The following is a 23,967-nucleotide window of genomic DNA, read 5'->3' on the forward strand; positions in this document are numbered from 1 at the left end:
CGGCGGGCGCCGGGACGTGACCCATTCACACGAGGACTCCCCACTGATGACGCAATCCACCACCACGGGGACACCGCCGAGGGCGGCTCCCCAGCAGGACGACGCGAGCGCGGTCGCCGCCCGCGTGGACGAACTGCTCGGCAAGTTCGACACCGTCGAGACGCCCGGCGTCCGCGAGGCCGCCGAGGACCTCGTCGCCACCATCATGCGGTTCTACGGAGCCGGAATCGAACGGATCACGACAATACTGGCCGAGCACGCCCCGGGCGCCGAGCTGCTCGACCGGCTGGCGGCCGACGAACTGGTCGGTGGACTGTTCGCGCTGCACGATCTGCACCCCCTCCCGGTGCGGCAGCGCGTGTCCGACGCGCTGGACAGCGTGCGGCCCTATCTCGGCTCGCACTCCGGAGACGTGGAGCTGCTCGACATCGACGAGGAAGGTGTGGTGCGGCTGCGGTTGAAGGGCAACTGCGACGGTTGCCCCTCCTCGGCGGTGACGGTGAAACTGGCCATCGAGGACGCCGTCCGCAAGGCCGCACCGGAGATCGCCGACATCGCCGTGGAGGGCATGGCCCAGCCGGAAACCACCGCCACCGGGCCCGGCGGCCGGCCGCTGCTGCCGTTGGCGTCCGAATCGGACAACGGCGGTTCCGCCGTGGCCGAGACCGCGGAGTGGGTCAACCTGGACGAGCTGGTGAGCCTGTCCGAGGGCGAACTCACCTCGGTCGGGATCGGTGGCGCGAGCGTGCTGGTGTGCAACGTGGCGGGCTCGCTCTACGCCTACCGGGACCGTTGCCCCGCTTGCGACACGGAGCTGGGCCGGGCGGAGCTGCACGGCGGTGAGCTGCGGTGTCCCGGCTGCGCGCGGAGTTACGACGTTCGACTGGCGGGCCGGGAGGAGCGGGACTCGAACCTGCACCTGGAACCGTTGCCGCTGCTGGCCGACCACGGCGGTGTCCGCCTCGCGGTTCCGGAGGTCGCGCGGTGAAACCGGAAACGTTCCCCACCTCCGGAACTTCCGCTGGGCCGAGCACCACCGAACCCGGTGGGCTGCGCCGCTTCCTGCGACCTCGCGGCGAGTCCGCCCGACCCCAACGCGCCCCTGGCACCAGCTGCGAGATGTGCTCGGAACAGCTGTGGGAAACGGGACACTCCCACGTGGTCAACGTGGAAAACCGGCGCATCCTGTGCACCTGCCGCGCCTGCTATCTGCTTTTCACCCATCCGGGCGCCGGCAGCGGCAAACACCGTGCCGTCCCGGAGCGCTACCGCTACGCGCCGAACTTTCCGCCGGGGGTCGCGCTGTGGGAGTCCACCGGCATACCGGTCGGCATGGCCTTCATGTTCCGCAGCTCGACCACCGGGCCGGTGCTGTTCTACCCCAGCCCGGCGGGCGCCACCGAGTCGACGCTGCCGCCGAAGGACTGGGACGAGGTGATCGCGGGGGAACCGGCCTTCGCCGACATCGCCGAGGACGTGGAGGCGCTGCTGATCAACCAGCTCGGTGAGTCCGGCACCGAGTTCGAGGGCTTCCTGGTGCCGGTCGACACCTGCTACCGGCTGGTCGGGCTGGTTCGCACGTACTGGCGCGGTTTCGACGGTGGCAGCCAGGCACGCGAGCACATCGAGGAGTTCTTCACCGGACTCCGGCAGCGCGGCGAGCGGGTCGGCTCCGGACAGTCCGGAGGGGAGCGCGGTGATGGCTGACCTCTCCGTCACGTGCGAGGACGTGCGCTGCGAACGCTACGGCGCCGGGCCCACCCTGCTGTTCCGGCTGCGCATCGACGAGTCCGGTGAGGACCCGATTCACGCGATCTCGCTGCGCTGCGCCGTCAACATCGAGCCCCGCAAGCGCGACTACGACAGCTCCGAGGAGGAACTGCTCGGCCACCTCTTCGGCGGGCGGGACCGCTGGGGCCACACGCTGCGGAACCTGCGGTTCGCCAACGTCGCCACGCAGGTCCCCGGATTCACCGACTCCATCCGGGTGGACGTTCCGGTGCCCTGCACCTTCGACATGGAGGTGGCCTCGGGCAAGTACCTGCACTCGTTGCGCTCCGGTTCGGTGCCGATGGTGCTGCTGTTCAGCGGCACCGTCTTCGGCAAGGGTGCCAACGGTTTCTGGGTTCACCAGATCCCCTGGGAGCTGGAGGCCGACTACGCCATGCCGATCGAGGTGTGGCAGCGGCTCAAGGAGCTGTACTTCCCGCGGGCCGACTGGATCCGCCTGCACCGCGACACGGTGGACGCGCTGCTGCGCTACCAGTCCCAGCACGCGATTCCCACCTGGGACGCGGCCATCGGAACACTGCTGGACAACGCGGGCGAGGTGACCCCGTGACGGAACTGTTCGACAAGGCGAGGGCGGTGGCCGACGCCGTCCTCTACGAGGGGTACCTGCTCTACCCCTACACCGCCGATTCGCCGAAGAACCAGGTGCGCTGGCAGTTCGGGGTGCTGATGCCGCCGAGCCACGCCGACGACTCGATCGGCGAGTACACCGACCTGCGCACCGAGTGCGTGTTGGAAGCCCCCGAGGACGCCCGGGTGCACGTCCGGCTGCGTTTCCTGCGCATCCAGCAGCGCTCGGTCGAATCGCTCGATGAGCACGGGCAGTATCGCAGGGTGACCTCGTTGCCGGTCGACGACCGGGTGATCGAGGAGTTCGACGAGGCGGTCGAGCAGGAGCACGACCTGCTGGCACGGGTCGGGGACCTGCTCGCCGGCGGATGCGAACTCGCCGTCCGCGACGATTCGGCCCGGAGCACCGAGGAGATCCGCGACCGGGACGGGGAACTCCGCGGGCGGATCGTTCGCGAACTGCGTCCGCTACGGGGCAGGCTGCGGGTCGACGCCGAACGACTAGCGGGACCCTACGGCGGCCTGCGGCTGCGGGTGGGTGTGGCCAACACTTCCGAGTGGCGGGCCGAGGACGCGGACAGGCAGCGGGCGCTGCGGCACGCCTTCGTCGCTACCCACCTGTTGCTCGGCCTGGACCAGGGGGCGCTGCTGTCCTCGATGGACCCACCGGAATGGGCGGCCGCCGCGGTGGCCGAATGCGAGAACGTGCGCTGCTGGCCCGTACTGCTGGGGCCCGGCGACCGGAGTGCCGCTGTGCTGGCGGCCCCGATCATCCTCTACGACGATCCGAGGGTGGCCCCGGAGAGCCCGCAACAGCTGCACGACGCCACCGAGATCGACGAGATTCTGACGCTGCGCACCATGGCACTGACCGAGCAGGAGAAACAGCGGGCCAGGCAGACCGACGAACGGGCTCGCGGCATCATCGACGGCGTCGACAACATGCCGCCCGAGATGCTGGAACGGCTGCACGGCACGTTGCGATACCTGCGGGAGTCGGTGCCGGAGCGGGAAAGTTCGCGAGACGAGGGGGTGCCGCAGGAGGGTTCGCACCAGTCGTCCCTCCCACCGGACCTCCCCGCCCCGCCCGGTTCGCCCGGTGCGGGAATCTCCGGCGAGGCCGCGGGACCGTTCCCCGAGCCCGGGACCCCCTGGTGGGATCCCGGTGCCGACGCCGCGGTCTCGCCGGAGAACGACAGCGTCGAGGTGGACGGGCAGTCGGTGTCCAACGGCAGCAAGGTCACCCTGCTGCCGGGCAGCGGCAGCGACGCGCAGGACATGTTCCTGACCGGACGCGTCGCCACGGTGCGCGCGGTGTACTTCGACGTGGACGGCGGCAGTCACCTGGCGGTGACTCTGGACGACGATCCGGGTGCGGAGATCCAGGGTGCCAACGGGCGGTTCCGCTACTTCGGCACCGAGGAGGTCCGCCCCCTGGCGGGGGCGGCGGGTGCGTCCGGAAAACCGGAGGAAACCGCCCCGGCCGGTGAGGACGAGGTGCGGCGATGAGCCCCCGGGTACTGATCGCGGGCATCGGCAACATCTTCCTCGGCGACGACGGGTTCGGCCCCGAGGTCGGGCGTGCGCTCGCCGAAACCGAGCTGCCCGAGGGGGTTTGGGCGGGCGACTACGGCACCAGCGGGATGCACCTCGCGTTCGACCTGCTCGACGGTTACGCGACCACCGTGCTGGTCGACGCCCTGTCCAGGGGTGATCCCCCAGGGACGCTGACCCTGCTGCGGCCCACCGACATCGGGAACGTCGCCAATCGGGACACCGCGACGCTGGCCGACGCGCACGGTATGCAGCCGGATGTGGTGCTGGACCTGGTCACCCTGCTGGGCGGTGATCCCGGACGGGTTTTCGTGCTCGGCTGCGAGCCCGCCGAGCTGGAACAGCGCATCGGCCTGAGCCGGATCGTGAAACGCGCCGTGCCGGCAGCGGTGCATCGGGTGCGCGAACTCGTGTGCGCCGAACAGGAGGAATCCGAGTCCGCCGGACTCGGACGAGGAGTCGTCGAAGGAGGTGATCGGTAGTGCGCCGTTTTCTGTTCCTGGTGCTGTTGGTGGGGTTGATCGCCACCCTGGCGTGGTTGTTCGGCCCGGACGTGAAGCGTTACGTGCGGATCAGCCGCATGTGACCATTCGGGCCTTCGGCGCGGCGATTTCGCGAGAAATTGACGGACAAGCGGTGTAGCCGCTGCCGGCCATGCCCGTCCACCGGCACCCCCGCGAGAGGCTCCGCCAAGCGAGGATCCCGGCAACGCGAGTCGACAAATTACTGAGGAGAATTCGGATGTGTTTGGGAATCCCGGGTGAGGTCATCGAAGTCCTGCCGGACCGGCCCGATCTGGCCAAGGTGGACGTCAGCGGAGTGCGTCGCAACATCAACATCGGTCTGCTCGACGACGACCGTCCGGTGGCCGGTGACTGGATTCTGATCCACGTGGGATTCGCGCTTTCCAAGATCGACGAACAGGAGGCGCAGGCCGCGCTGGAATTCCTGGAGGACATCGGAAAGGCGTACGAGGACGAGTTGGAAGCGTTGCAGGACTCCTACATTGATTAGCGGGGTTCTGGCGGCTCGGTTTGCGAGAGTGGCCGCTTGGCGGAACCTCTCGCGGCGCTCTCGCTGCGGGTGCCCCGACATCGGGTAGCGACCTACACAACGTCGGGACCGTCCTCGCGAGAGCACCACGAGAGAACCCGCTGCGGTGCCGGTTGCGAGGGTGGTCGGAGTTTTGGCCGCGGGAGTGGTGGGAGCTCGGCCCTGGGTCGTGGCGGAGCGACGATTTCGCGAGAAATTGACGCCGCACTATCAGTTGGGGCACGTTTCCGAACGGTTTTCGTGTCCTCGGATTCTCGCTCAAAAGGTTTCGGAGGAGGTGCCATGAAATTCGTCGACGAGTACCGCGACGCGGACAAGGCGCGTGCGCTATCGGCCAAGATAACCGAACTGTGCGAGCCGGGCAGGCAGTACAAGTTCATGGAGGTGTGCGGCGGCCACACCCACACCATCTACAAACACGGCCTGGAGGACTACCTCCCCGAGAACATCTCGTTGATCCACGGGCCCGGCTGCCCGGTCTGCGTGATCCCGATGGGCAGGGTGGACGACTCCATCCACATCGCCAGGCAGCCGGGGGTGCTGATGACCTCCTTCGGCGACATGATGCGGGTTCCCGGCAGCAACGGCTCGTTCTTCGACTCCAACGCCGAGGGCACCAACATCCGGATGGTCTACTCCCCGCTGGACGCCCTCAAGCTGGCGCGGCAGAACCCCGAACAGCACGTGGTCTTCATGGCGATCGGGTTCGAGACCACCGCGCCGTCCACCGCGATGACGCTGCTGCGCGCACGGTCCGAGGGGCTGGAGAACTTCTCGGTGTTCTGCAACCACGTCACCGTCATCCCGGCGATCAAGGCCATTCTCGACTCGCCCGACCTGCGGCTGGACGGCTTCATCGGCCCCGGTCACGTCTCCACGGTGATCGGCTGCAAACCCTACGAGTTCATCGCCCGCGACTACCGCAAGCCGCTGGTGGTGGCGGGTTTCGAGCCGCTGGACATCCTGCAGTCGATCTACATGCTGATGCTGCAGCTGTCCGAGAACCGCTCGGAGGTGGAGAACCAGTACTCGCGGGTCGTGCCGTGGCACGGCAACGAGGTGGCGCTGGACGCCATCAGCCGAACCATGGAGCTGCGGCCCTACTTCGAATGGCGCGGACTGGGCTTCATCTCGCACTCGGCCACCCGAGTGCGTGAGGAGTTCGCCGAGTTCGACGCCGAACGCCGGTTCGAACTGCCCGGTGTGCGCGTGGCCGACCCCAAGGCCTGCCAGTGCGGCGAGGTGCTCAAGGGCGTGCTCAAGCCCTGGGAGTGCAAGGTGTTCGGCACCGCCTGCACCCCGGAGACCCCGATCGGCACCTGCATGGTCTCCCCGGAAGGGGCCTGCGCCGCCTACTACAACTTCGGCCGGTTCAGCAGGGAACGCGTCAAGGAGGCGAGCAAGGCGTGAGCATCGAGAACGAGACCGACGCGGAGCCGGTCGCCGCCACGACCGGGACACCGGCCGAGCACACCGCTGCCGAAACCGTGCCCACCGCCACCGAACCGGTGCACAGCACCGCCGAGCCGGCACACGGTGCGGCCGAACCGGGCAGCGACTACCGCAGCAGGGAGCAGCGGGTCCTCGACCGCATCGAGAAGGCGCGCGCCCGCAAACCGAAGATCAAGGAAGAACGCGTCACCAGCGCCCACGGCGCCGGTGGCAAGGCCAGCCAGACGCTGACCGAGGCGTTGTTCCTGGAGGAACTGCGCAACCCGCACCTGGAGAAGCTCGAGGACGGCGCCGAGTTCGCGGTGGACGGCTCGCGGCTGGCGATGACCACCGATTCCTTCGTGGTCTCCCCGCTGTTCTTCCCCGGCGGCGACATCGGTGAACTCGCCGTCAACGGCACGGTCAACGACCTCGCCGTGTCCGGAGCCACGCCGCTCTACCTCTCCGCCGGGTTCATCATCGAGGAAGGATTCCCGATCTCCGAGCTGCGGCGCGTGGTCCGTTCCATGGCGGAAGCAGCCGAGCGTGCCGGGGTGCGGGTGGTCACCGGTGACACCAAAGTGGTGCAGAAGGGCAAGGCCGACGGCTGCTACATCAACACCACCGGGGTGGGCGTGCGCCGTACCGAGCACGAGCTCGGCATCGACACCGTCCGACCGGGGGATGCCGTGCTGGTCTCCGGCCCCGTCGGCGACCACGGCGTCACGGTGATGCTGGAGCGCGGCGAGCTGGACATCGACGCCGATCTGGAGTCCGACACCGCCCCGTTGCACGACATGGTCGCCGGGCTGCTGGAGGCCACCCCGGGTGTGCGCGCGATGCGCGACGCCACCAGAGGCGGTGTGGCGACGATCCTCAACGAGGTCGCCACCGCCGCGAACGTCGCCGTGGTCGTGGAGGAGGGCGAGGTTCCGGTGCGCACCGAGGTGCGCGGTGCCTCCGAACTGCTCGGCATCGACCCGCTGTACGTGGCCTGCGAGGGACGGATGGTGGCCATCGTGGACGGAGAGTCCGTCGACACCGCGCTGGCGGCGATGCGCGAGCACCCACACGGTTCGGACGCGGCGGTGATCGGCCGGATCGGCGAGGACCCGCCCGGGCTGGTGATGCTCAACACCGCCTTCGGCGGGACGCGGATCGTGGATCTGCTGGTAGGGGATCCCCTACCTCGGATCTGTTGAGAGTCAGCAACGTAACTCGCGTGCGTGGTCGGTTAGCCGGCACGTGAGTCGGCGCCTTGCGGCGTTGGGCCGGCTCTTGAGTAGCGACCTACGCGGCGAGCGGCCCGGCCTTGCGATGCATCCGACTCACGCACCGGGGACGCACCCTCGCGGCGCCCGACGATTTCGCGGGAAATTGACGCCGCCCGAAACGGATTTCCGTGAAGTGGTTGTGGGAGGGGATTGCGGTGCACGAGCTGGGGATAACCCAGAGCGTGGTGGACGCGGTGCTCGACGCGGTCGGCGAGCCGCGTGTCACCAGGTTGGAACTGGAGATCGGCAAGCTCTCCGGCGTGGTGCCGGATTCCGTGCGGTTCTGCTTCGACCTGGTGGTCACCGGCACGGCGCTGGAAGGTGCGCGGTTGGACATCGTGACTCCGACCGGCAGTGGCCGGTGCCGGGACTGTGACCGGCGGCTCGCGCTGGAGGACCAGCTCGCGGTCTGTGCCTGCGGCAGTCCCGATGTCGAGGTGCTCTCCGGGCGGGAACTGCGGATCAGAGCGGTGGAAGTCGAATCCGGGACCGTCGCTTCGTGAGCGGCGGGGGAACGCGGATTCTTTCGAATGGTCGGTTCGATGCTGTGGGAAGGGAACAACGATGTGCGCTACCTGCGGATGCGGTGACGAGCGCGGTGTGCGGGTGGGAGCCCGCAACGCCACCGACAACGGGGAGGAGGTCGGATCCGGCTCGCCGAATCACCGGCACGGGGGAGATCCTCACACCCACGATCATTCCCACGATCACGGGCATTCCCACGACCACGATCATGCCCATGACCACGATCATGCCCATGACCACGAGCACCCCCATGAGCACGGTCACTCGCACGAGGACGGCGCGCGGGCACCTGTGGACTCGGAGGCCGAGGTGCCGGAGCGGGACGGCACCACGCGCCGGGTGGAGCTGGAGCGAGAGGTGCTGGCCAAGAACGACACGCTGGCCGAGCGCAACCGGCAGTGGCTCACCGAGCGGGGCGTGCTGATGCTGAACCTGATGAGCTCGCCCGGGGCGGGCAAGACCACGCTGCTGGAACGAACCCTGGCGGACTCCGGCTCGTCCGTTCCGCCTGCGGTGATCGAGGGTGACCAGGAGACGCTGCGCGACTCCGAGCGGCTGCGGCGCGCCGGCGCCGACGTGGTGCAGATCAACACCGGCGCGGGATGCCACCTGGACGCCGAGATGGTGGGGAGTGCCCTGCGTTCGCTGCGCCCCGCGTCCGGCTCGGTGGTACTGGTGGAGAACGTGGGAAACCTGGTTTGCCCGGCGTTGTTCGACCTGGGCGAGTACGCCAAGGTCGTCATCGCTGCGGTGACCGAGGGGGAGGACAAACCGCTGAAGTACCCCAACATGTTCACCCACACCGATCTGGTGCTGCTGAACAAGACGGATCTGCTGCCGCATCTCTCGTTCGAGATGGACAGGTTCGCCGAGTACGCCCGCCGGATCAATCCCGGCGTGGAGATCCTGCCGGTCTCGGCCATCACCGGCGAAGGACTTTCCGCCTGGTACGACTGGCTGGCAGGGCACGTCTCCACCCCGGTGCACCAGGGAGTCTGACCGGAGCCTCGCGCGGCGTGAATTTCGCGAGAAATCGACACCATCCGTAAGGCGGTGTCGGTACGACGATTTCGCGAGAAATTGACGCCCGGTGGGAGAGTGGGTCGCACCTGAAATCCGAAGGAGAGTGTTCATGCGCGCCGTCCAGTTCGACGAAACCGGTTCCTCGGCAGTGCTGCGGCAGGTCGAGGTCGAGGAGCCGGAGCCAGCTGCCGGTCAGGTGCGGGTGGCCGTGCGTGCAGCCGGGGTCAATCCGCTGGACTGGAAACTGCGGCGGGGCGTGATGCCCGGGCTGTCGCTGCCGCATCGACCGGGACTGGAGCTGTCCGGTGTCGTCGATGCGGTCGGTGATTCCGCACCGTTCGAGGTGGGAGAGGAAGTGTTCGGCTGGGCCGAGACCGGGTCCTACGCCGAGTACGCGTTGGCGTCGATCCTGGCGCGCAAACCGGCCGGAATGTCCTGGGGGGACGCTGCCGCGCTGCCGGTGGCCGGAGCCACCGCGCTGCGGGTGCTACGTGAGCTCGAACTCGGTTCCGGCGATGTGCTGTTGATCCACGGTGCCAGCGGCGCGGTGGGGCGGATCGCGGTGCAGCTGGCCGTCGAGTTCGGAGCCACGGTGATCGGCACGGCGGGATCGGGGCGGTTCGACGATCTCCGCGCGCTCGGTGCCGTTCCGGTGGCATACGGCGATGGCCTGGTGGACCGGGTCCGCGAGTTGGTGCTACGAGTGGATGCCGTGTTCGACACCGCGGGCAGGGGAGTGCTGCCGGAGTCGGTGGAGCTGCGCGGGGGCACCGAGCGGATCATCACCATCGCGGATCCCAACGCCGCCGAATCGGGCATACCGTTCTCCTCCGGAAAGGAGTGGGACCGCACGCCGGAGGTACTGGCCGAACTGGCCGAGCGTGTCGTCGAGGGCGAGCTGGACCTTCGACACGCGCGGACGTATCCGCTCTCCGAGGCAGCGGCCGCACAGGATGACAGCGAGACCGGTCACAGCGGCGGCAAGATCACCCTCGAAGTGAGCTGATTACCCTCGACCGTTTCCGAGTAACCGACATGTGACCGCCCGGCGCGCTTCGGCGGGCCGGGCGGTCTTCGCGTGTGGTCGGTGCTGTTTTTGTAGTCAGCTGGTGTGGACCGTCGTCGATGGACCGAATTCGTGACCAAGCTTTCGGAGTGAGAGGCGAAGCGTTCTGTCACCGGTACGGCTGATGACTTCGGTAGTAGCCCGCTGGTAGTTGTGAACTCGGGCGGTGACCTCTTGTGCTGCGTTCCGGTTCGGTGAGCCCCGCCGGGCACTGCCTCACCCGGAATCTGGCGATGTGGTGGCGTCGATGAACACGATGGAACCGTCCACGAGGTACTGGCGTCGGAGTAGTTACAGCAATCACCACGACGCTTGTGTGGAGGTGGCTACTTTTGGTCGGTGTGATAGCCGTGCGGGATTCGAAGGCCCCGAACACCGGAATGCTGGTGGTGGACTGCCACCGGTGGGCGGAGTTCCTGGCGGCTTTGCCGCACTCATTGGAGTGAGGTGGGTCACTGCTCGGGTTTGTCGGTTTGCCGGATGACGGTCGTTCGCGTGGGTTAGAGTGATCGTCCGGTCGGGGTGGGCTTGTTCGGAGCTGGAGGGGGCTGTGATGGCGGACGAGGCCGCTGGGGGCACGGGCGCGAGTGTTGCTGCCAGTGCTGTTCCCAAGGGTGCCAATAAGGCTCGGGCTTGTGTTCTCATGTTCGATACTGGGCAAGGATTGAGTCAGATCCAGATTCGTGAAATCCGTCTCCCCGACGACATCGACGAGTGCGCCAGGGCGTTGGAGATCGCGAAGAAGGTAGAGCCGAACGTTCCGGAACCGGCGTAAGGGGGCGCTGTCATGGGTATCGGAGCCTGGTTGGACGAGAAGATGGGCCCGGTGGACGAGGCCATCGGCGGCGTGGTGAAGGACCTTCCCGGGGCCATCAGTGACATCCCGGGAACGCTGCGCGACGACGTCGGCAAGCTGTTCGGGTACGACACGCGTGCCGAGAACCAGCAGCAGGAACAGGCCGAGGCCGCCGAGCAGCAGGGTGAGCAGCAGCGGCAGGAACTCGAAGAGCGCAACCGGAAGTTGGACGTCCCCGCCGGATACGACCCGCCGTCCATCAAACAGCACGAGAACTGGCAGTCCTACGACCACAAGAAGATCTACGACACCAACCAGGAATCGTTGAGCCATTCCGACGCGAAGGCCGTGGGCGATGCCTGGCGCGATATCGGCGGCAAACTGAGCGAGCTCGCCGGAAGGCTGCACAATGACTCCGCAAAGGCCATCAACAGTGGCTGGTCCGGGCAGGCAGCCGAGGCGGCCAAGCAGTCCGCGCAACCACTGGCCACCTGGGCCAGTGGCAGCGGCGACTGCTTCCGGATGACCGGCAACAAGATCGCGCAGGCGGGTACCGCGGCGGGCCAGGTCAAGGAGATGGTGCCGCCGCCGCGCGACTACAACGTGAGCCGGTCCATGGTCGCGAGTATCACGAGTATCGCGGGTGGACCCGGCGGCGCTGCGCAGGACGCGAAGCGTCAGCAGCAGGAACGGCAGCAGGAGGAACGCCACGCCCAGGAAACGATGAACCGGGTGCTGAGCGCGACCTATCAGGACGTGGACTCCACCGTTCCCGCCTACCGGCAGCTGAACGGCGAACCGGCTACCCCGCCTTCAACCCCCTCCGGGAACGAACCGCCGGCGGTGCCGCCCGCCGTGCCACCGGGGCGAACCGGTCAGGGCAACGTGCCCGGTGGTTACTCCGGCGGCGCGGGTGGCAGTGGTTCCGGCGGAACCGGTTCCGGTGGCTTCGGCAACGGCGGTGGGGCCGGCAACGGTGGTTCACTGCCGGGCCAGTCCGGTGGCGGCGGTTTCGGTACAGGTCAGCCTCCCGGCTCCGGTGACTACTCCAGCGGCTCCGCGGGCAGCGAGTCGGCGTGGACCTCCGGTCCCGGTGGCTCCGCCCCTCCGGGCGGCCCGGGAAGTGCGGGCGGCACCGGGGCGGGTGGCGGTGCCGCCGGGCGCGGCGCGGGCGGCGTCGGAGGTGTCGGCGGTGTAGGCGGTTACGTCGGTGGGGGAGCGGGTGGCGGAACGCCCGCCACGTCGGGCCGTGGCGGCACCACGCCGGGCTCGGGTGGTCGTTCGGGCAGCGCCCCGGTCCGGGGTGGCTCCTCGAGTTCCGGCACGGCGGCTACCGGCGCCACCTCGGGGCGTGCCGGAGGCGGACGCGCGCCGATGGCGGGCGCCCCCGGCGGGCGCGGTCAGGGCAGCGACGAGGACCAGGAGCACGAGCGTCCCAGCTGGCTGGAGGAGTGGGAGGACGTGTGGTTCAACGACATGCCCAGAACCGCTCCACCGGTCATCGAGTGACAACAGCGACGGTGCGCCCCCACCCTGAAGAGTCTCGGGCGCACCCCGGCACGAGAGGAACACCGTGGCCGTCTCCGGCCGTTGGCAGTTGCATCCGCTGCACCTGTACTTCCTGCACAGCTATCTCGGACTGGACGATCTGACGCTTCCGCTGGAAGTGGAACCCTTCACCCACACTCGGCAGCAGTTCGCCGAGGTGGGCAAGCGCGAGTACGAAACCATGCGCTCCGAAGGGCTGATCGTCGACGACGAGGTGGAGCCCGGACTCGCGCACGCGTTGACCGTGCTGGCGAAGCCCTACCTGTGGGTCGATTCGATGTGGTTGCCGAGGTTCGGCGAGTACCCGATGTGGCGCACGGTCGCCGCCGTGACCGCGGGCAACCAGGTGGTGCTCGGCGTGCAACCGCCGGGGGAGACCGAACGTTACGGTGGCCCGCTCACCGTAGAACTCCACGACCGGGTGAGCCTGTCCCAGGCGCTGCTGCCCACGCTGCCCCCGGCACCGCCGGGTAACCAGGGACCGGTGCGAGTCCCCGAGAGTTCCTTTCCCGGGCAGGAATCCGAAGCGGACTCCGAGACGCACGGTTTGCTGCGTCCCGCCGCGGGTTCCTCCGGCGGGGGCAGCGGCGAGCGGCAGTTGGCGCTCTACAGAGCACTCGGTGCGGCCGAACACCTCCGGGCGGGCCAGTTGGCCGCCAATGTCCGGGACCGCAACGGGCGCGTCACCCGCTCCCGGGTGGTGCGCTGGTTCGACAACGTCGAACCCGACGGGCGCTACCTCGACCACAACGAGCGAGGAAACACCGGAGAGCGAGTCTACGCACTCACCCCGGTGGACGCGCGCGCACTCGGCGGCAAGATCGAGGAGCTGGTGGCCGAGATCCGGTGACCCGGTCGACCCGTCGGAGCTTTCCAATGGGAGCCACGGCCACCGGAGCGTGGTGCTCGGGTTCGTTCAGTGCTTGCCACCCGGTAGCAGCTCGTGGAGGAACTCGATCGTTCGACAGTAGTTCTCGTAGGCCTCGGGATCGTCCGGGCCACCCGCCTCGATCATCTCCTCGTAGGCACGTGCCTGGGCGGAGACGGCGCTGTGTATCAGCAGCGCCTGCTGCCGGAACCCGTCGAGAGCATTCCGCAACAGGGCGCTGTCCATGCCGATCTCGTCCAGCCTCTCCAGCGCGGGCTGCTGGTCCGGGTGCATCCTGTCGGCCAGCAGCCGCCAACCCGCCGAATGGCTGCGCAGCAGCTCACCGTAGTCGCTGTAACCGGCGTTTCGGTCCTTCCCGGCCCCGGCCCCGGCCCCCAAGGGTCCGGAGGATTCGATGTCGTCCTGCTCGTCCCGACCGGCTGCCTCGTCCATTCCCCGATCGTGCCACGGAATACAGCTGTGCAGCGGTCGTGGTGGCCCGGCGGCTTGTTCCGAACCCCGGCCGGAGCACGATTCGCACAACAAAACCTCACTATCAGGTGAGGCGCTCGAGCAGCTCCGCGGCCAGCAGCAGGGCCACTCCGAAACCGGCGCACGGCAACGCCATCAGCACGATCCTGCCGAACTGCCGCTTCGACACCACCGCAAGCAACAGGATCACCAGTACGACCAGCAGGGTGCACACCAGGAACACGGGGTCGGCGCTGAGCGTGGGGTAGAGCTCCCGGGCGGCGTCACCGGACAACAGCCCGATGGCGGTGGTCGTGGCGATCGCCGCCGACCAGCCCTCCCGTCCGATGTGTCGGAACACCGTCCCGCAGGTGATACCCGCCAGCACCGCCACAGCCAACCAGGCGGTCATTCGTACCGGGTCGAGCGAGTACTCCGCCCCGGTGTACTGCAGCACGTGCACCCACTGCTTGCCGAGATAGAACACCAGCACACCACTCAGCAGCGCTGTCGATGCCCGACGGACCGCCGTACGCAGCGTGTGCCCCGCCGTGGTCGTCACTCCCAGCACGATCCAGATCAGGAAACCGTGTGCCAGCCATTCCAGCCCGGGCGCGTAGTAGGAAATCGCGGCCAACCCGCCGGAGAACATTCCCGACACCACGATTCCCAACTGGACACCCGTCGATTTCACGAGCGAACGATCGGAATGCGTTTCCTCGCGTTCCGCGACTGTGGCTGGCACTGCTCACTCTCTCGGACGACCGGCACCGAACAGTCGAATGCTACCGGATCGCGGGAATCGAGGCCGTGACCAGTCACTTCCGGGGCAGCGACACGCCGGGGTCTTACGTTCGACCCCCGACGGACCTCGCCGGTCCGCCACGGATCCCAGCGGCCGCCGGCCATCGTTCGACCGCTCCGTCGCGCGCCGTATGCGATCGCTCACTTCGGAGTGACGATCTCGCGGCACCTCGGTAACTTATCGATCCGCAACAGCGCTGTGTCGTTTTCCTGGGGGACGCGAGATGGGGAGTTCCGCCGATGGTGGTCGTTACGCCGTTCATCCCGAGGAGCTGACCAAGATCGGCGGGAGATCCGCTGATCTGGGGGAGAGGTTGCTCGAACTGAAGCGAGCCACGGCCGAGGAGTCCGCCGCGGCCGTTCGGACGCACGGTGACTGGGCGTTCTCGGCAGCGCTGGAACGGCTGCAGTCCAGCTGCGAGCACAACGTCGAGGGCTTCGGCCGCTGGCTCGACGACATGGGGGACAGGCTGATGGCCACGGCCCGGAACTACGAGGAGACCGACGAGTGGGCGGTCGCGAAGCTCCGAGGGGTGGGGGTCTGAGCGCCGTGGACTACCGGCAGCTGACGGAAGCCGAGCCTTCGGCGATCACCCGAGCCGCCGAGGCGTGGAGATCGCTGGCCGAGAAGTACGACAAGGTTCTCGGTGACTTCGACGCGGAGGTGCGGGACCCGCTCGACAACGAGGAGGCCTGGCACGGCGAGGCCAAGAACGCGGCCACCGCCCACGCCGAGCGCATCCGCGACAAGATGCGCGAGTACCTCGACAGGATCGAGTCCGTTTCCGGGACGCTGGAACAGGCGTCATCCGAGATCGAGACCTGCCGGGCGCGCCTGGAGCGGCTGTCCGACGAGATCAACGAGGGCGAGCACTGGACGATTTACCGCGACGGTCGGATCGAGTACCCCGAGGACCAACAGACCCGCTACGAGTCCTACGCCGCCGAGATCGAAGGGTTGCTCTCCAGAGCGGAACAGGCCGATCAGGACGCGGCCCGCGCGCTCGGCGAAGCCGACGACTCGCTCGGCTATCTCGACGAGGTGCTGCGCGAGGAGCGTGCCGAACAGGAGAAGGCAGCCAAACAGGCGGCCAAACTGGCCTCGCAGCCGCCGGGAGAACTGGACTTCGCCGAAGGCGAGCGGCTCGCACGCCTGCTGCGGGAAAACGGGCAGGACCCCGCGTTCGCGGGCGAGTTCCTGGAGCGGGTGCGGCCGAAACAGCTGCTCAAAATGACCGAGCACCTGCAGGACATGGGGATGACCCACTGGGACGGTCACCACGGGGAATCCGGTCCGAACCGCTCCGAGCTGATCGGCGAGCTGCAGCAGCACCTCGGCGAAACGCTGGCGGCCGGGACGAGCGAGAGCGGCAGGCGGTATCTCGGTGAGGACCTGCACGGTGACGGGGCGGACGACAAGCTCGAGAACCGGGCCGAGACCTACGGCAAGCGGCTCGTGCGGGCCGCGGAGAACTGGGACACCGGTTTTCTCGGCCTCGGAGATCACGAGGACACCGGCTACCGCGCGCTGGGGATGCTGCTGCACAGCGGCGAGTACGCCGCGGACTTCCTGAACCCGGTCGGGGACGCGATGATCGAGTCCGACAAGAAGGACACCTTCGACCGGCTCCAGAGCAGCGACCTCAACCACGTCGACGATCGCGGCCGAGGTGGTGACCCGCTCGTGGGGTTGATGACGGCGATGGAGCACAGTCCCGACGCCGCCGGTTCCTTCTTCGACCCGGCGCGGGAAACCGGCCACATGGGATATCTGTTCGAGCGGGACTGGCCTGTCGATACCTACGATCACGCCCCGGGACCTGGCAGCGACTACACGCCAAACGAACGGGAGAAGGGGCTGGGGCACGACGTGCTCGGCAAGGCATTGGAGTCGGCGACCCTCGGTGAGCAGCAGGGCACTGCGGAAGGGGCCCGCGTGATGTCGGGGGTGGTGCACGAGTTGGCCAACACCGAGCAGTCGATGGAGAACCCCGGCGAGGGGACGGTGCCGGGCTCGATGCGCGACAGCGTCGGCCGCATGCTCGCGCACAACATGGACGCGGTGCACGACTCCGGGGCCGTGTCCCCGAACAGCAGTGGTTCGCTGGGCCTGGACGGGGAAGACCCGAAGTGGGCGAAGGGCACGAGCGGGGAGATGAGTCCCCGGTTCAGCCAGGGCGAGGTGTACAAGGTGATGGGGTCGGCGGCCTACGATTCCGAGGCCTACGCGCAGCTGCGCGACGCCAACATGGTGCACACCGGGCAGCGGCTCGACGAGATCGCGGGCGACGAGGGTCGGTCGATGAGTGATCGGCGGGACCACATGGCAACGGTGGCGAAGGGGTCGGCATCGGTGTTCGGCGCGCTGGACGAGGCGCGTACCTACGCGGTGGACCAGGCCAAGGACGACGACGATGCCGACCACAACGCGATGATCGACGCGGGTGGCACGCTGGCTTCCTGGGCTCTTACCGGGGCTGGTGGTGCCGTCGGCGGGGCCGCGGGTGGGATCGGTGGTGCGGTGGGCGGTGAGGCCGTCAACCAGATCGCCGAGCAGCTCAAGCAGGACAGCTCCAATGTCGTGACCCGGGATACCGCCGCCATCAAAGAAGACGGCCCCAGCGATGCGAGTAATCTGCTGAATCAGGTGTTGTGGGAGAACCGGATGTGGCAGGAGGATGTCTACCCGCCGCCGATTTCCCCGGGATCCGAGGAACTCGAAAACCCGAACAGACTCGTCGATTCCGATGGAAATATGCCGCGCAGCATGAAAGACTGGATAAGCGAACGCGATCCTTATGGGTTCGATCAGCAAGTCGTGCAGAATACTTACCAGAACGGCGCCGCTGTATACTCCGATGCTGCCGGTCATCAACCTGTGTCGGCGAGTGAGACCGAATGAAGGGCATGCGAATTCTTTCGAATAGTTCTGTGGTCGGTTGTTTGGCTTTCCTGCTGATGCTGACTGGTTGCTCGGGGGTTGATGACAAAGGCAAAAATATTCCGGATTGGGTGCGGTCACCGCCGGAGTACTTATCGTGCGGAGGCGTGACGAGTTCGAGGCTGATGGTTGCTCTGATTCAGGCTGCGGGGCTTGGTGATCCGAGAGCCGAAGGATCAAGCATTGAAATAGACGAGGGCCGCCCTTCGGTCGACTGCAACCAAATAGGAGCGGGTGAGCTCGGAATCGGAAACTATCCAGCGGAGAGTGGTTACATGGCCAGCGGTTACAGGCCGCCTCCTCCGTTGTCGGTGCCGATTTCCGATCTTCCGGGGTTTGTGGTGCATGACTACGGAAGGCTGTACGTGTCGTGCACTATGGGCTCGGAAAAGGTGACTCTGAAAAATTCGATCAGTATCGATTCGACCGAGCTGGACAACCCTGATGCGCGGTTGGCGATGGCGCGGTTGTTGGTGGATATGACCAACAAGGCGCGTGCGCGGTTCGGGTGTGCGGAGTCGGCGAACGCATTGCCGTTGCCGAGTGAGTTGCCGGAGATCCCCGAGGTCGGGCGGGAGGCCGCCAGCCAGTCAGAGGACCCGTTCCGGGGGACGGCGTGTTCGTTCGTGGAACGGTCGTCGTTGCCCGATTACGAGCGGGAGCGGGGTGAGGAATGGGCGATGGGGACGCCGCAGCCCAGTGGGTTGATCAGTACCTGTGACATTCGGACCGGAAGCCTTGATTCCACGGACGGCGATGTGCCCGGCAGGCCGAGGTCGGCTTTCGTGATGTACGAGGGTCCGCTCGCGAAGGCGCGGCACGAGTCGGAGAAGTACTCGTTGCCGGAGTACGACGTGATGTGCCACGGCGAGCCGGTCTCGTTCCGGCTCTATACTCCCAGCGAGGACGACCCGGCGCACTGGGACAAGGATCCTGCCGATCAGCCGTCCGACAGTGGCCTTTTGGACCACTTCGCCCGCGCCGCCGCCGAGCGGGCCGGGTGCCCGCTGCCGGAGTGACGCGAGCGGGCCCCGGCCATGTTCGTCGCGGCGGCGTGACTCCGCTCGCTGACTCCCGGCTCGGGAGTCCGCGAGGTCCCGACCGGAGAGTCGCTACTCCCGCTCCGGGGAGTTTCCTCCTCGGCGGTCGCGTTCCCCCGCGATCGCCACCTGGCCGAGACAGATGCCGCCGTCGTTGGTGGGCACATTGGAGTGCAGCAGCACCCGGAAACCACTTCGCCGCAGCGCGTCCACGGTCCGCCGCAGCAGCAGCGTGTTCTGGAAGACCCCGCCGGAGAGCGCCACCTCGTCGACACCGGTCGTGTCCCGCAGACGTTCGCACAACCGAGCGATCAGCTCGGCGACCCCGTTGTGGAACCTGGCGGCGATCACCTCGTACCGTTGCCCGCCGCGTAGCTCGTCGACCACCGCCCGGACCAGCTGACCGGCGGGCACCGACAGCGGCGGATTCCCGACCTCGCTCGCCCCCGAATCAGGCAGCGTCACAGAGTCCGGCAGCGTCCCCGAATCCGGCAGCGCCACAGCATAGTGGCCACGTTCCTCCCGGTCCGCGAGCTGTTCCAGCTCGATGGCGGCCTGGCCCTCGTAGCTGACCGCGTCCCGGACGCCCAGGATCGCGGCCACCGCGTCGAACAGTCGACCGGCGCTGGAGGTGGGCGGCGCGTTCACCCCGCCCTCGCACATCCGGGCGATGGCCGACAACTGTGATTCGTTGCGGCGCAGCACCCCCAGATCGCCGGGTGCTTCGGTTCCGTAGCACGACAGCAGCTGTGACACCGCCATCCGCCACGGTTGTTTCACCGCTCGGTCCCCACCCGGCATAGCCACCTGTTCCAGATGCGCCAGTCGCCGGAAGTCCGCCAGATCGGCGAGCAGGAACTCCCCACCCCAGATCGTCCCGTCGGTGCCGAATCCGAGCCCGTCGAAGGCCACCCCCAACACCGGCCCGCGCTCGCCGTTGTCGACCAGACACGAGGCGATGTGCGCGTGGTGGTGCTGCACCCCCACCAGCTCCACGTCCTCCCGTTCCACGGCGTACTTGGTGGACAGGTACTCCGGGTGCAGGTCGTGGGCCACCACTTCCGGGGCGATGTCGAACAGCCGCTCGAAGTGCTCGATCCCCTCGGTGAACGAGCGCAGCGTCTCGTAGTTCTCCAGGTCACCGATGTGATGCGAGACGAAGGCGTTCGCCCCCTTGGCCACGCAGAACGTGTTCTTCAGTTCGGCACCACAGGCCAGCACCGGGCGTGGGAGTTCCCGCCGCAGCCGCACCGGCTCCGGCACCCGGCCACGGGAGCGTCGCACCGACAGCTCTCGCCCCTCGAAGGAACGCACCACCGAGTCATCGGTGCGCATGTGGATCCCGCGCTCGTGGCCGAGGAACACGTCCGCGATCTCGGCCAGCCGCTCCCGCGCCGTCGCGTCGCGGTAGGCGATCGGCTCGTCGGAGAGGTTCGCACTGGTCAGCACGAGCGGCCCCGTGGCCGCCAGCAACAGGTGGTGCAGCGGGGTGTAGGGCAGCATGACCCCCAGCTGCCGGTTGCCCGGTGCCACCGCCTCGGCCACGGCGGCATCCGGATGCCTGTCGAGCAGCACGATCGGTCTGCGCCGTGATTCCAGCAACTCCCGCTCGTGCTCGTCGACCTCGCACAGCGCGCGTGCTCCCGCCAGGTCCGGGGCCATCACGGCGAAGGGCTTCTCCTCGCGGTGTTTGCGTTTGCGCAGCGTCGCCGCCGCGTCGGGGTTCGCCGCGTCCACCGCGAGGTGGTAGCCCCCCAGACCTTTGAGCGCCACGATCCCGCCGTCGCGCAGCGCCGCCACGGTTCGTTCCAGCGGATCGCCGGGCAGCACACTTCCGGCCGAGTCGGTCAACCGGAGTTCGGGGCCGCAGGCCGGACAGCACACCGGCTGCGCGTGGAACCGCCGATCGGTCGGGTCGTGGTACTCGGCCTCGCAGTCGGCGCACATCTCGAACGGGGCCATCGTGGTCAGCGGCCTGTCGTAGGGAACGTCGGTCACGATGGTGAACCTGGGACCACAGTTCGTGCAGTTCAGGAACGGGTAGCGGTAGCGGCGGTCGCCCGGGTCGCCCAGCTCGGCCAGACAGTCCACACAGGTCGCGCTGTCGGCCGAGACGAGGGTGGCCCGTGGCCCCGAGGACTCGCTGAGCGCGATCTCGAACGTCTCGTCGCCACGGGGCTCGACCGCGGTCGCGGTGACCTCGTCCACCACCGCCAGCGGCGGTGCCTGCTCCGCCAGTGCCCTGCGGAACCGGCTCAGCAGTGAAGAGTGCCCCTCGGCGAACACGAACACCCCGTGCACGTCGTTTCCCACGAGGCCGGTCAGTCCCAGGTCGCGGGCCAATGTGTACACGAAGGGACGAAAACCGACACCCTGCACCACACCCGCTACCCGGATGTGCTCGCGAACTCGATCGTCCACTCGCTCAGTCTGCGCGTCCGCCGGGCGCGCGGCTACTCGAACGATCCCGCGTGTCCGGACCCGTTCGGCGACCGGTCCGCCGCCGTGTCGTGCGGCGGACCGGGGTGGGGCCATCCGTGGGAACCGGGTTCGCGCGGTCCTGCTTTCTCCGGATGTGTGACACATCTCCTCCCCAGTGGGGTGACCGGCCGGTAGGGTCTGGCGCATGGTGGCGCCGTCGTTACTCGCGACCAGCGATCTGCACGTATCGCACCGCGACAATCGCCCGGTACTGGATGAGATTCGGCCTCACACCGATGAGGACTGGTTGATCGTGGCGGGCGATGTCGCCGAGACGACCGAAACGATCGGCTGGGCGCTGGGCAAGCTGCGGGAACGGTTCTCCCGAGTGATCTGGGTACCGGGCAATCACGAGCTGTGGACTCCACCCGGGGACGACGTGCCTGCCAGGGGAGTGGAGCGATACGACCATCTGGTGCGGATGTGCCGGGAGCTCGACGTCACCACGCCGGAGGACCCCTACCCCGTGTGGCGTGACGAGCAGCGCTCGGTGGTGGTGGCCCCGCTGTTCGTGCTCTACGACTACAGCTTCCGGGCGCCCGAATTCGACGCCGAGCAGGCGCTGGCACACGCCTACGACACCCACGTGGTCTGCACCGACGAGGTGATGCTGCACCCCGATCCGTACGAGTCGCGCACCGAGTGGTGCCACGAGCGGGTGAGGCAGACCCTGCCGAGACTGGAGGCCATCCCGGAGCACCTGCCCACGGTGCTGATCTCCCACTGGCCACTGCACCGCGATCCGACCAGGCGGTTGTACTACCCCCAGTTCGGCATCTGGTGCGGCACCGAGCTCACCGCCGACTGGCACCTGCGGTTCCGGGCCGTGGCCGAGGTACACGGTCACCTGCACATCCCGGTGACCGACCGCATCGACGGTGTGCCCTTCGAGGAGGTCTCGCTCGGCTATCCCCGGGAGTGGCGCAGACGTGGTGGTCCGGGCGATCCGCTGCACAGCATCCTGCCCGCCGCGCCGGAGCGGACCTTCGAGGAACTGCTGAGGGCCCACCGGTGATCGAGCGAATCCTGCCGGAAGCGGCGGTTTCATCCGAGGTCTTCGGCGACGACCCGCAAGCGCGGCTGTTGCCGGCGGAGGAGCAGTACGTCGCCAGGGCGGTGGAAAAGCGCAAGCGCGAGTTCACCCTCGCCCGGAGCTGCGCCCGGCGCGCGCTCGACGAGCTCGGCCATCCCGGCTTCGCGGTGCACAGCGGGGAGCGGCGTGAGCCGATCTGGCCGCACGGCGTGGTCGGCAGCATCACGCACTGCCAGGGTTATTGCGCGGCGGCCGTGGCACCGGCCTCGGTGGTGTGCTCGTTGGGCATCGACGCGGAGATCGACGACGCGCTGCCCGAGGGCGTGCTGCGGCAGGTCACCCTGGAACGGGAACGCGAGCTGCTGGCCGGGTTGCCCGCCGGAGCCAACTGGGACCGACTGCTGTTCAGCGCGAAGGAGAGCGTCTACAAGGCGTGGTTCCCGTTGACCGGCCGCTGGCTCGGCTTCGAGGACGCCTTCGTGCGGATCGATCCCTCGGGCGAGTTCCACGCCGAGCTGGTCGAAGCTCCCGCACCGAGCTCGGCGGGCGGACTCACCGGCTTCTCCGGCCGGTTCCGCTTCGAAGCGGGCCTGGTGATCGCCGCCGTGACCGTCTTTCCCGACTGATCCGATGCCGTTCCGCGGAGTTCGCTCGGTTGCTTTTCCGCCGTGCGTTGCCCCACGGGCCGAGCCCCGGCCGCCCCCGCAGTCGGCGTCAATTTCCCGCGAAATCGCCGCCGCCCCAGCCACACCGCCCCACCGGGGCGTCAATTTCTCGCGAAATTGACACTCCGCTTCGACGCAAGTCGAACCCCGGCCACTCTCGCAGCAGTACCGACCGCGGGTGCTCCCGTGCGGCTCTCGCGAGGAAGGCCCGACGGGGCGTAGGTCGCTACTCGATGTCGGGTCTCCCCGCAGCGAGAGCCGTGCGAGAGGTTCCGCCGGGTGCGACTCGGTTCGCCACGCATTCTCAGGAGTTCGTTCGGATGAAGCGTTGGTTCAGCACTCGAAGAAACCGGGCCGAGTGGCCCCGGTGCGTGAGTCGGATGCATTGCGAGGCCGGGCCGCTCGCCGCGTAGGTCGCTACTCAAGAGCCGGCCCAACGCCGCAAGGCGCCGACTCACGTGCCGGCTACCCGAGCATCCGGGCAAGTCTCCCACAAATTTCCCTATGAAAGGAGTGGAAATGACCACTACCGCTGATCTGGCCGACCGCGACGGCGCCGAGGTCCGCAGCTGCGACCTGCAGCTGCGGAGCTTCGGCAACCGCGAGGTGTTTTCCGGACCGATCCGCACGGTGCGGTGTTTCCAGGACAACGCGCTGCTCAAGAGCATTCTCTCGGAGCCCGGCGAGGGCGCGGTACTGGTGATCGACGGGGCCGGTTCGGTGCACACCGCGCTGGTCGGTGATCTGATCGCCGAGCTGGGGCGCTCCAACGGCTGGAACGGGCTCGTCGTCAACGGCGCGATCCGGGACTCCGCTGTGATCGACGGGATGGAGTTCGGTGTCAAGGCGTTGGGCACCAATCCGCGCAAGAGCTCCAAGTCGGGCGCCGGTGAGTCCGATGTGGTCGTCGAGTTCGGTGGGATCGACTTCGTGCCCGGCGAGTACCTGCTCAGCGATCACGACGGGGTGGTGGTCAGCCGGACCCCCTTGGGCTGAGCGGCTGGACTGGCTGGCTGGATTGATCGGACTGACC

The 23,967-nt window shown here is 67.9% G+C and carries 23 protein-coding genes and 1 pseudogene; 21 read left to right on the plus strand and 3 right to left on the minus strand.

What is annotated here, in order from left to right:
- Positions 1 to 46: 46 nt before the first annotated feature.
- The 15 genes and pseudogenes from ACOQFL_RS01715 to ACOQFL_RS01785 all read left to right on the plus strand — a co-directional run bounded on the left by ACOQFL_RS01715 (position 47) and on the right by ACOQFL_RS01785 (position 13,481).
- Positions 47 to 988, plus strand: a complete 942-nt coding sequence (locus ACOQFL_RS01715; protein ID WP_435542295.1) for a NifU family protein — start codon at positions 47 to 49, stop codon at positions 986 to 988.
- Positions 985 to 1,707, plus strand: coding sequence for a DUF5947 family protein (locus ACOQFL_RS01720; protein WP_435542296.1), 723 nt, complete (start codon positions 985 to 987; stop codon positions 1,705 to 1,707). Before ACOQFL_RS01715 ends, ACOQFL_RS01720 begins: the two co-directional genes overlap by 4 nt.
- Positions 1,700 to 2,341 (plus strand): DUF6084 family protein, encoded by a 642-nt coding sequence (locus ACOQFL_RS01725; protein WP_435542297.1) that lies wholly within the window; start codon positions 1,700 to 1,702, stop codon positions 2,339 to 2,341. The genes ACOQFL_RS01720 and ACOQFL_RS01725 overlap by 8 nt, the downstream gene beginning before the upstream one ends.
- Positions 2,338 to 3,870: a hypothetical protein gene (locus tag ACOQFL_RS01730; RefSeq protein ID WP_435542298.1), complete on the plus strand. Its 1,533-nt coding sequence runs from the start codon at positions 2,338 to 2,340 to the stop codon at positions 3,868 to 3,870. Before ACOQFL_RS01725 ends, ACOQFL_RS01730 begins: the two co-directional genes overlap by 4 nt.
- Positions 3,867 to 4,397, plus strand: a complete 531-nt coding sequence (locus tag ACOQFL_RS01735; protein WP_435542299.1) for a hydrogenase maturation protease — start codon at positions 3,867 to 3,869, stop codon at positions 4,395 to 4,397. Before ACOQFL_RS01730 ends, ACOQFL_RS01735 begins: the two co-directional genes overlap by 4 nt.
- Complete coding sequence (locus ACOQFL_RS01740) at positions 4,397 to 4,501, plus strand: DUF6893 family small protein (RefSeq protein ID WP_435542300.1); 105 nt, start codon at positions 4,397 to 4,399, stop codon at positions 4,499 to 4,501. Before ACOQFL_RS01735 ends, ACOQFL_RS01740 begins: the two co-directional genes overlap by 1 nt.
- Positions 4,502 to 4,656: 155 nt before the next feature.
- Entirely contained in the window at positions 4,657 to 4,929 is a 273-nt protein-coding gene (locus ACOQFL_RS01745; RefSeq protein ID WP_092927847.1) for a HypC/HybG/HupF family hydrogenase formation chaperone, read from the plus strand.
- A gap of 321 nt (positions 4,930 to 5,250) precedes the next feature.
- Entirely contained in the window at positions 5,251 to 6,378 is a 1,128-nt protein-coding gene (gene hypD / locus ACOQFL_RS01750) for a hydrogenase formation protein HypD (RefSeq protein WP_435542301.1), read from the plus strand.
- 182 nt (positions 6,379 to 6,560) lie between these two features.
- Positions 6,561 to 7,601, plus strand: coding sequence for a hydrogenase expression/formation protein HypE (gene hypE / locus ACOQFL_RS01755; protein ID WP_435542466.1), 1,041 nt, complete (start codon positions 6,561 to 6,563; stop codon positions 7,599 to 7,601).
- 227 nt (positions 7,602 to 7,828) lie between these two features.
- Positions 7,829 to 8,176 carry a hydrogenase maturation nickel metallochaperone HypA/HybF gene (locus tag ACOQFL_RS01760; protein ID WP_435542467.1) on the plus strand — a complete coding sequence of 116 codons (348 nt, stop codon included), beginning with the start codon at positions 7,829 to 7,831 and terminating at the stop codon, positions 8,174 to 8,176.
- Between the two features lie 61 nt (positions 8,177 to 8,237).
- A complete protein-coding gene (gene hypB / locus ACOQFL_RS01765) occupies positions 8,238 to 9,197 on the plus strand; it encodes a hydrogenase nickel incorporation protein HypB (RefSeq protein WP_435542302.1) in 960 nt (319 codons plus the stop codon).
- Between the two features lie 133 nt (positions 9,198 to 9,330).
- Positions 9,331 to 10,227 carry an NADP-dependent oxidoreductase gene (locus tag ACOQFL_RS01770; RefSeq protein ID WP_435542303.1) on the plus strand — a complete coding sequence of 299 codons (897 nt, stop codon included), beginning with the start codon at positions 9,331 to 9,333 and terminating at the stop codon, positions 10,225 to 10,227.
- Between the two features lie 316 nt (positions 10,228 to 10,543).
- Positions 10,544 to 10,733: pseudogene (locus ACOQFL_RS01775) on the plus strand (DUF397 domain-containing protein).
- Between the two features lie 341 nt (positions 10,734 to 11,074).
- Positions 11,075 to 12,592: a PPE domain-containing protein gene (locus ACOQFL_RS01780; RefSeq protein WP_435542304.1), complete on the plus strand. Its 1,518-nt coding sequence runs from the start codon at positions 11,075 to 11,077 to the stop codon at positions 12,590 to 12,592.
- A 64-nt stretch (positions 12,593 to 12,656) separates the two neighbouring features.
- Positions 12,657 to 13,481, plus strand: a complete 825-nt coding sequence (locus ACOQFL_RS01785; RefSeq protein ID WP_435542305.1) for an ESX secretion-associated protein EspG — start codon at positions 12,657 to 12,659, stop codon at positions 13,479 to 13,481.
- A 66-nt stretch (positions 13,482 to 13,547) separates the two neighbouring features.
- Here the strand turns inward: ACOQFL_RS01785 and ACOQFL_RS01790 are convergent, their stop codons facing one another.
- Together ACOQFL_RS01790 and ACOQFL_RS01795 are read right to left on the minus strand one after the other, a co-directional pair.
- Positions 13,548 to 13,952, minus strand: coding sequence for a hypothetical protein (locus ACOQFL_RS01790; RefSeq protein ID WP_435542306.1), 405 nt, complete (start codon positions 13,950 to 13,952; stop codon positions 13,548 to 13,550).
- 103 nt (positions 13,953 to 14,055) lie between these two features.
- The gene (locus ACOQFL_RS01795; RefSeq protein WP_435542307.1) at positions 14,056 to 14,664 is read right to left on the minus strand and encodes a hypothetical protein; all 609 of its coding nucleotides are present in this window, start codon (positions 14,662 to 14,664) and stop codon (positions 14,056 to 14,058) included.
- 334 nt (positions 14,665 to 14,998) lie between these two features.
- Between ACOQFL_RS01795 and ACOQFL_RS01800 the strand changes: the two genes are divergently transcribed.
- From ACOQFL_RS01800 to ACOQFL_RS01810, 3 genes are all read left to right on the plus strand, one after another.
- Positions 14,999 to 15,319, plus strand: coding sequence for a type VII secretion target (locus ACOQFL_RS01800; RefSeq protein ID WP_435542308.1), 321 nt, complete (start codon positions 14,999 to 15,001; stop codon positions 15,317 to 15,319).
- A complete protein-coding gene (locus tag ACOQFL_RS01805) occupies positions 15,283 to 17,676 on the plus strand; it encodes a hypothetical protein (RefSeq protein ID WP_435542309.1) in 2,394 nt (797 codons plus the stop codon). The genes ACOQFL_RS01800 and ACOQFL_RS01805 overlap by 37 nt, the downstream gene beginning before the upstream one ends.
- A 431-nt stretch (positions 17,677 to 18,107) precedes the next feature.
- A complete protein-coding gene (locus tag ACOQFL_RS01810) occupies positions 18,108 to 18,734 on the plus strand; it encodes a hypothetical protein (protein ID WP_435542310.1) in 627 nt (208 codons plus the stop codon).
- Positions 18,735 to 18,827: 93 nt separating this feature from the next.
- Here ACOQFL_RS01810 and hypF read toward each other — a convergent pair whose 3' ends face one another.
- Positions 18,828 to 21,176 (minus strand): carbamoyltransferase HypF, encoded by a 2,349-nt coding sequence (gene hypF, locus ACOQFL_RS01815; RefSeq protein WP_435542311.1) that lies wholly within the window; start codon positions 21,174 to 21,176, stop codon positions 18,828 to 18,830.
- Between the two features lie 205 nt (positions 21,177 to 21,381).
- Between hypF and ACOQFL_RS01820 the strand changes: the two genes are divergently transcribed.
- The 3 genes from ACOQFL_RS01820 to rraA all read left to right on the plus strand — a co-directional run bounded on the left by ACOQFL_RS01820 (position 21,382) and on the right by rraA (position 23,930).
- Positions 21,382 to 22,251 (plus strand): metallophosphoesterase family protein, encoded by an 870-nt coding sequence (locus ACOQFL_RS01820; RefSeq protein WP_435542312.1) that lies wholly within the window; start codon positions 21,382 to 21,384, stop codon positions 22,249 to 22,251.
- The gene (locus ACOQFL_RS01825; protein ID WP_435542313.1) at positions 22,248 to 22,895 is read left to right on the plus strand and encodes a 4'-phosphopantetheinyl transferase family protein; all 648 of its coding nucleotides are present in this window, start codon (positions 22,248 to 22,250) and stop codon (positions 22,893 to 22,895) included. The genes ACOQFL_RS01820 and ACOQFL_RS01825 overlap by 4 nt, the downstream gene beginning before the upstream one ends.
- A 558-nt stretch (positions 22,896 to 23,453) precedes the next feature.
- Positions 23,454 to 23,930 carry a ribonuclease E activity regulator RraA gene (gene rraA, locus ACOQFL_RS01830; protein ID WP_435542314.1) on the plus strand — a complete coding sequence of 159 codons (477 nt, stop codon included), beginning with the start codon at positions 23,454 to 23,456 and terminating at the stop codon, positions 23,928 to 23,930.
- Positions 23,931 to 23,967 lie beyond the last annotated feature (37 nt).

The sequence above is a fragment of the Actinopolyspora sabaoui genome, assembly GCF_051225635.1.
In the GTDB taxonomy this organism is placed as follows: Bacteria; Actinomycetota; Actinomycetes; order Mycobacteriales; family Pseudonocardiaceae; genus Actinopolyspora.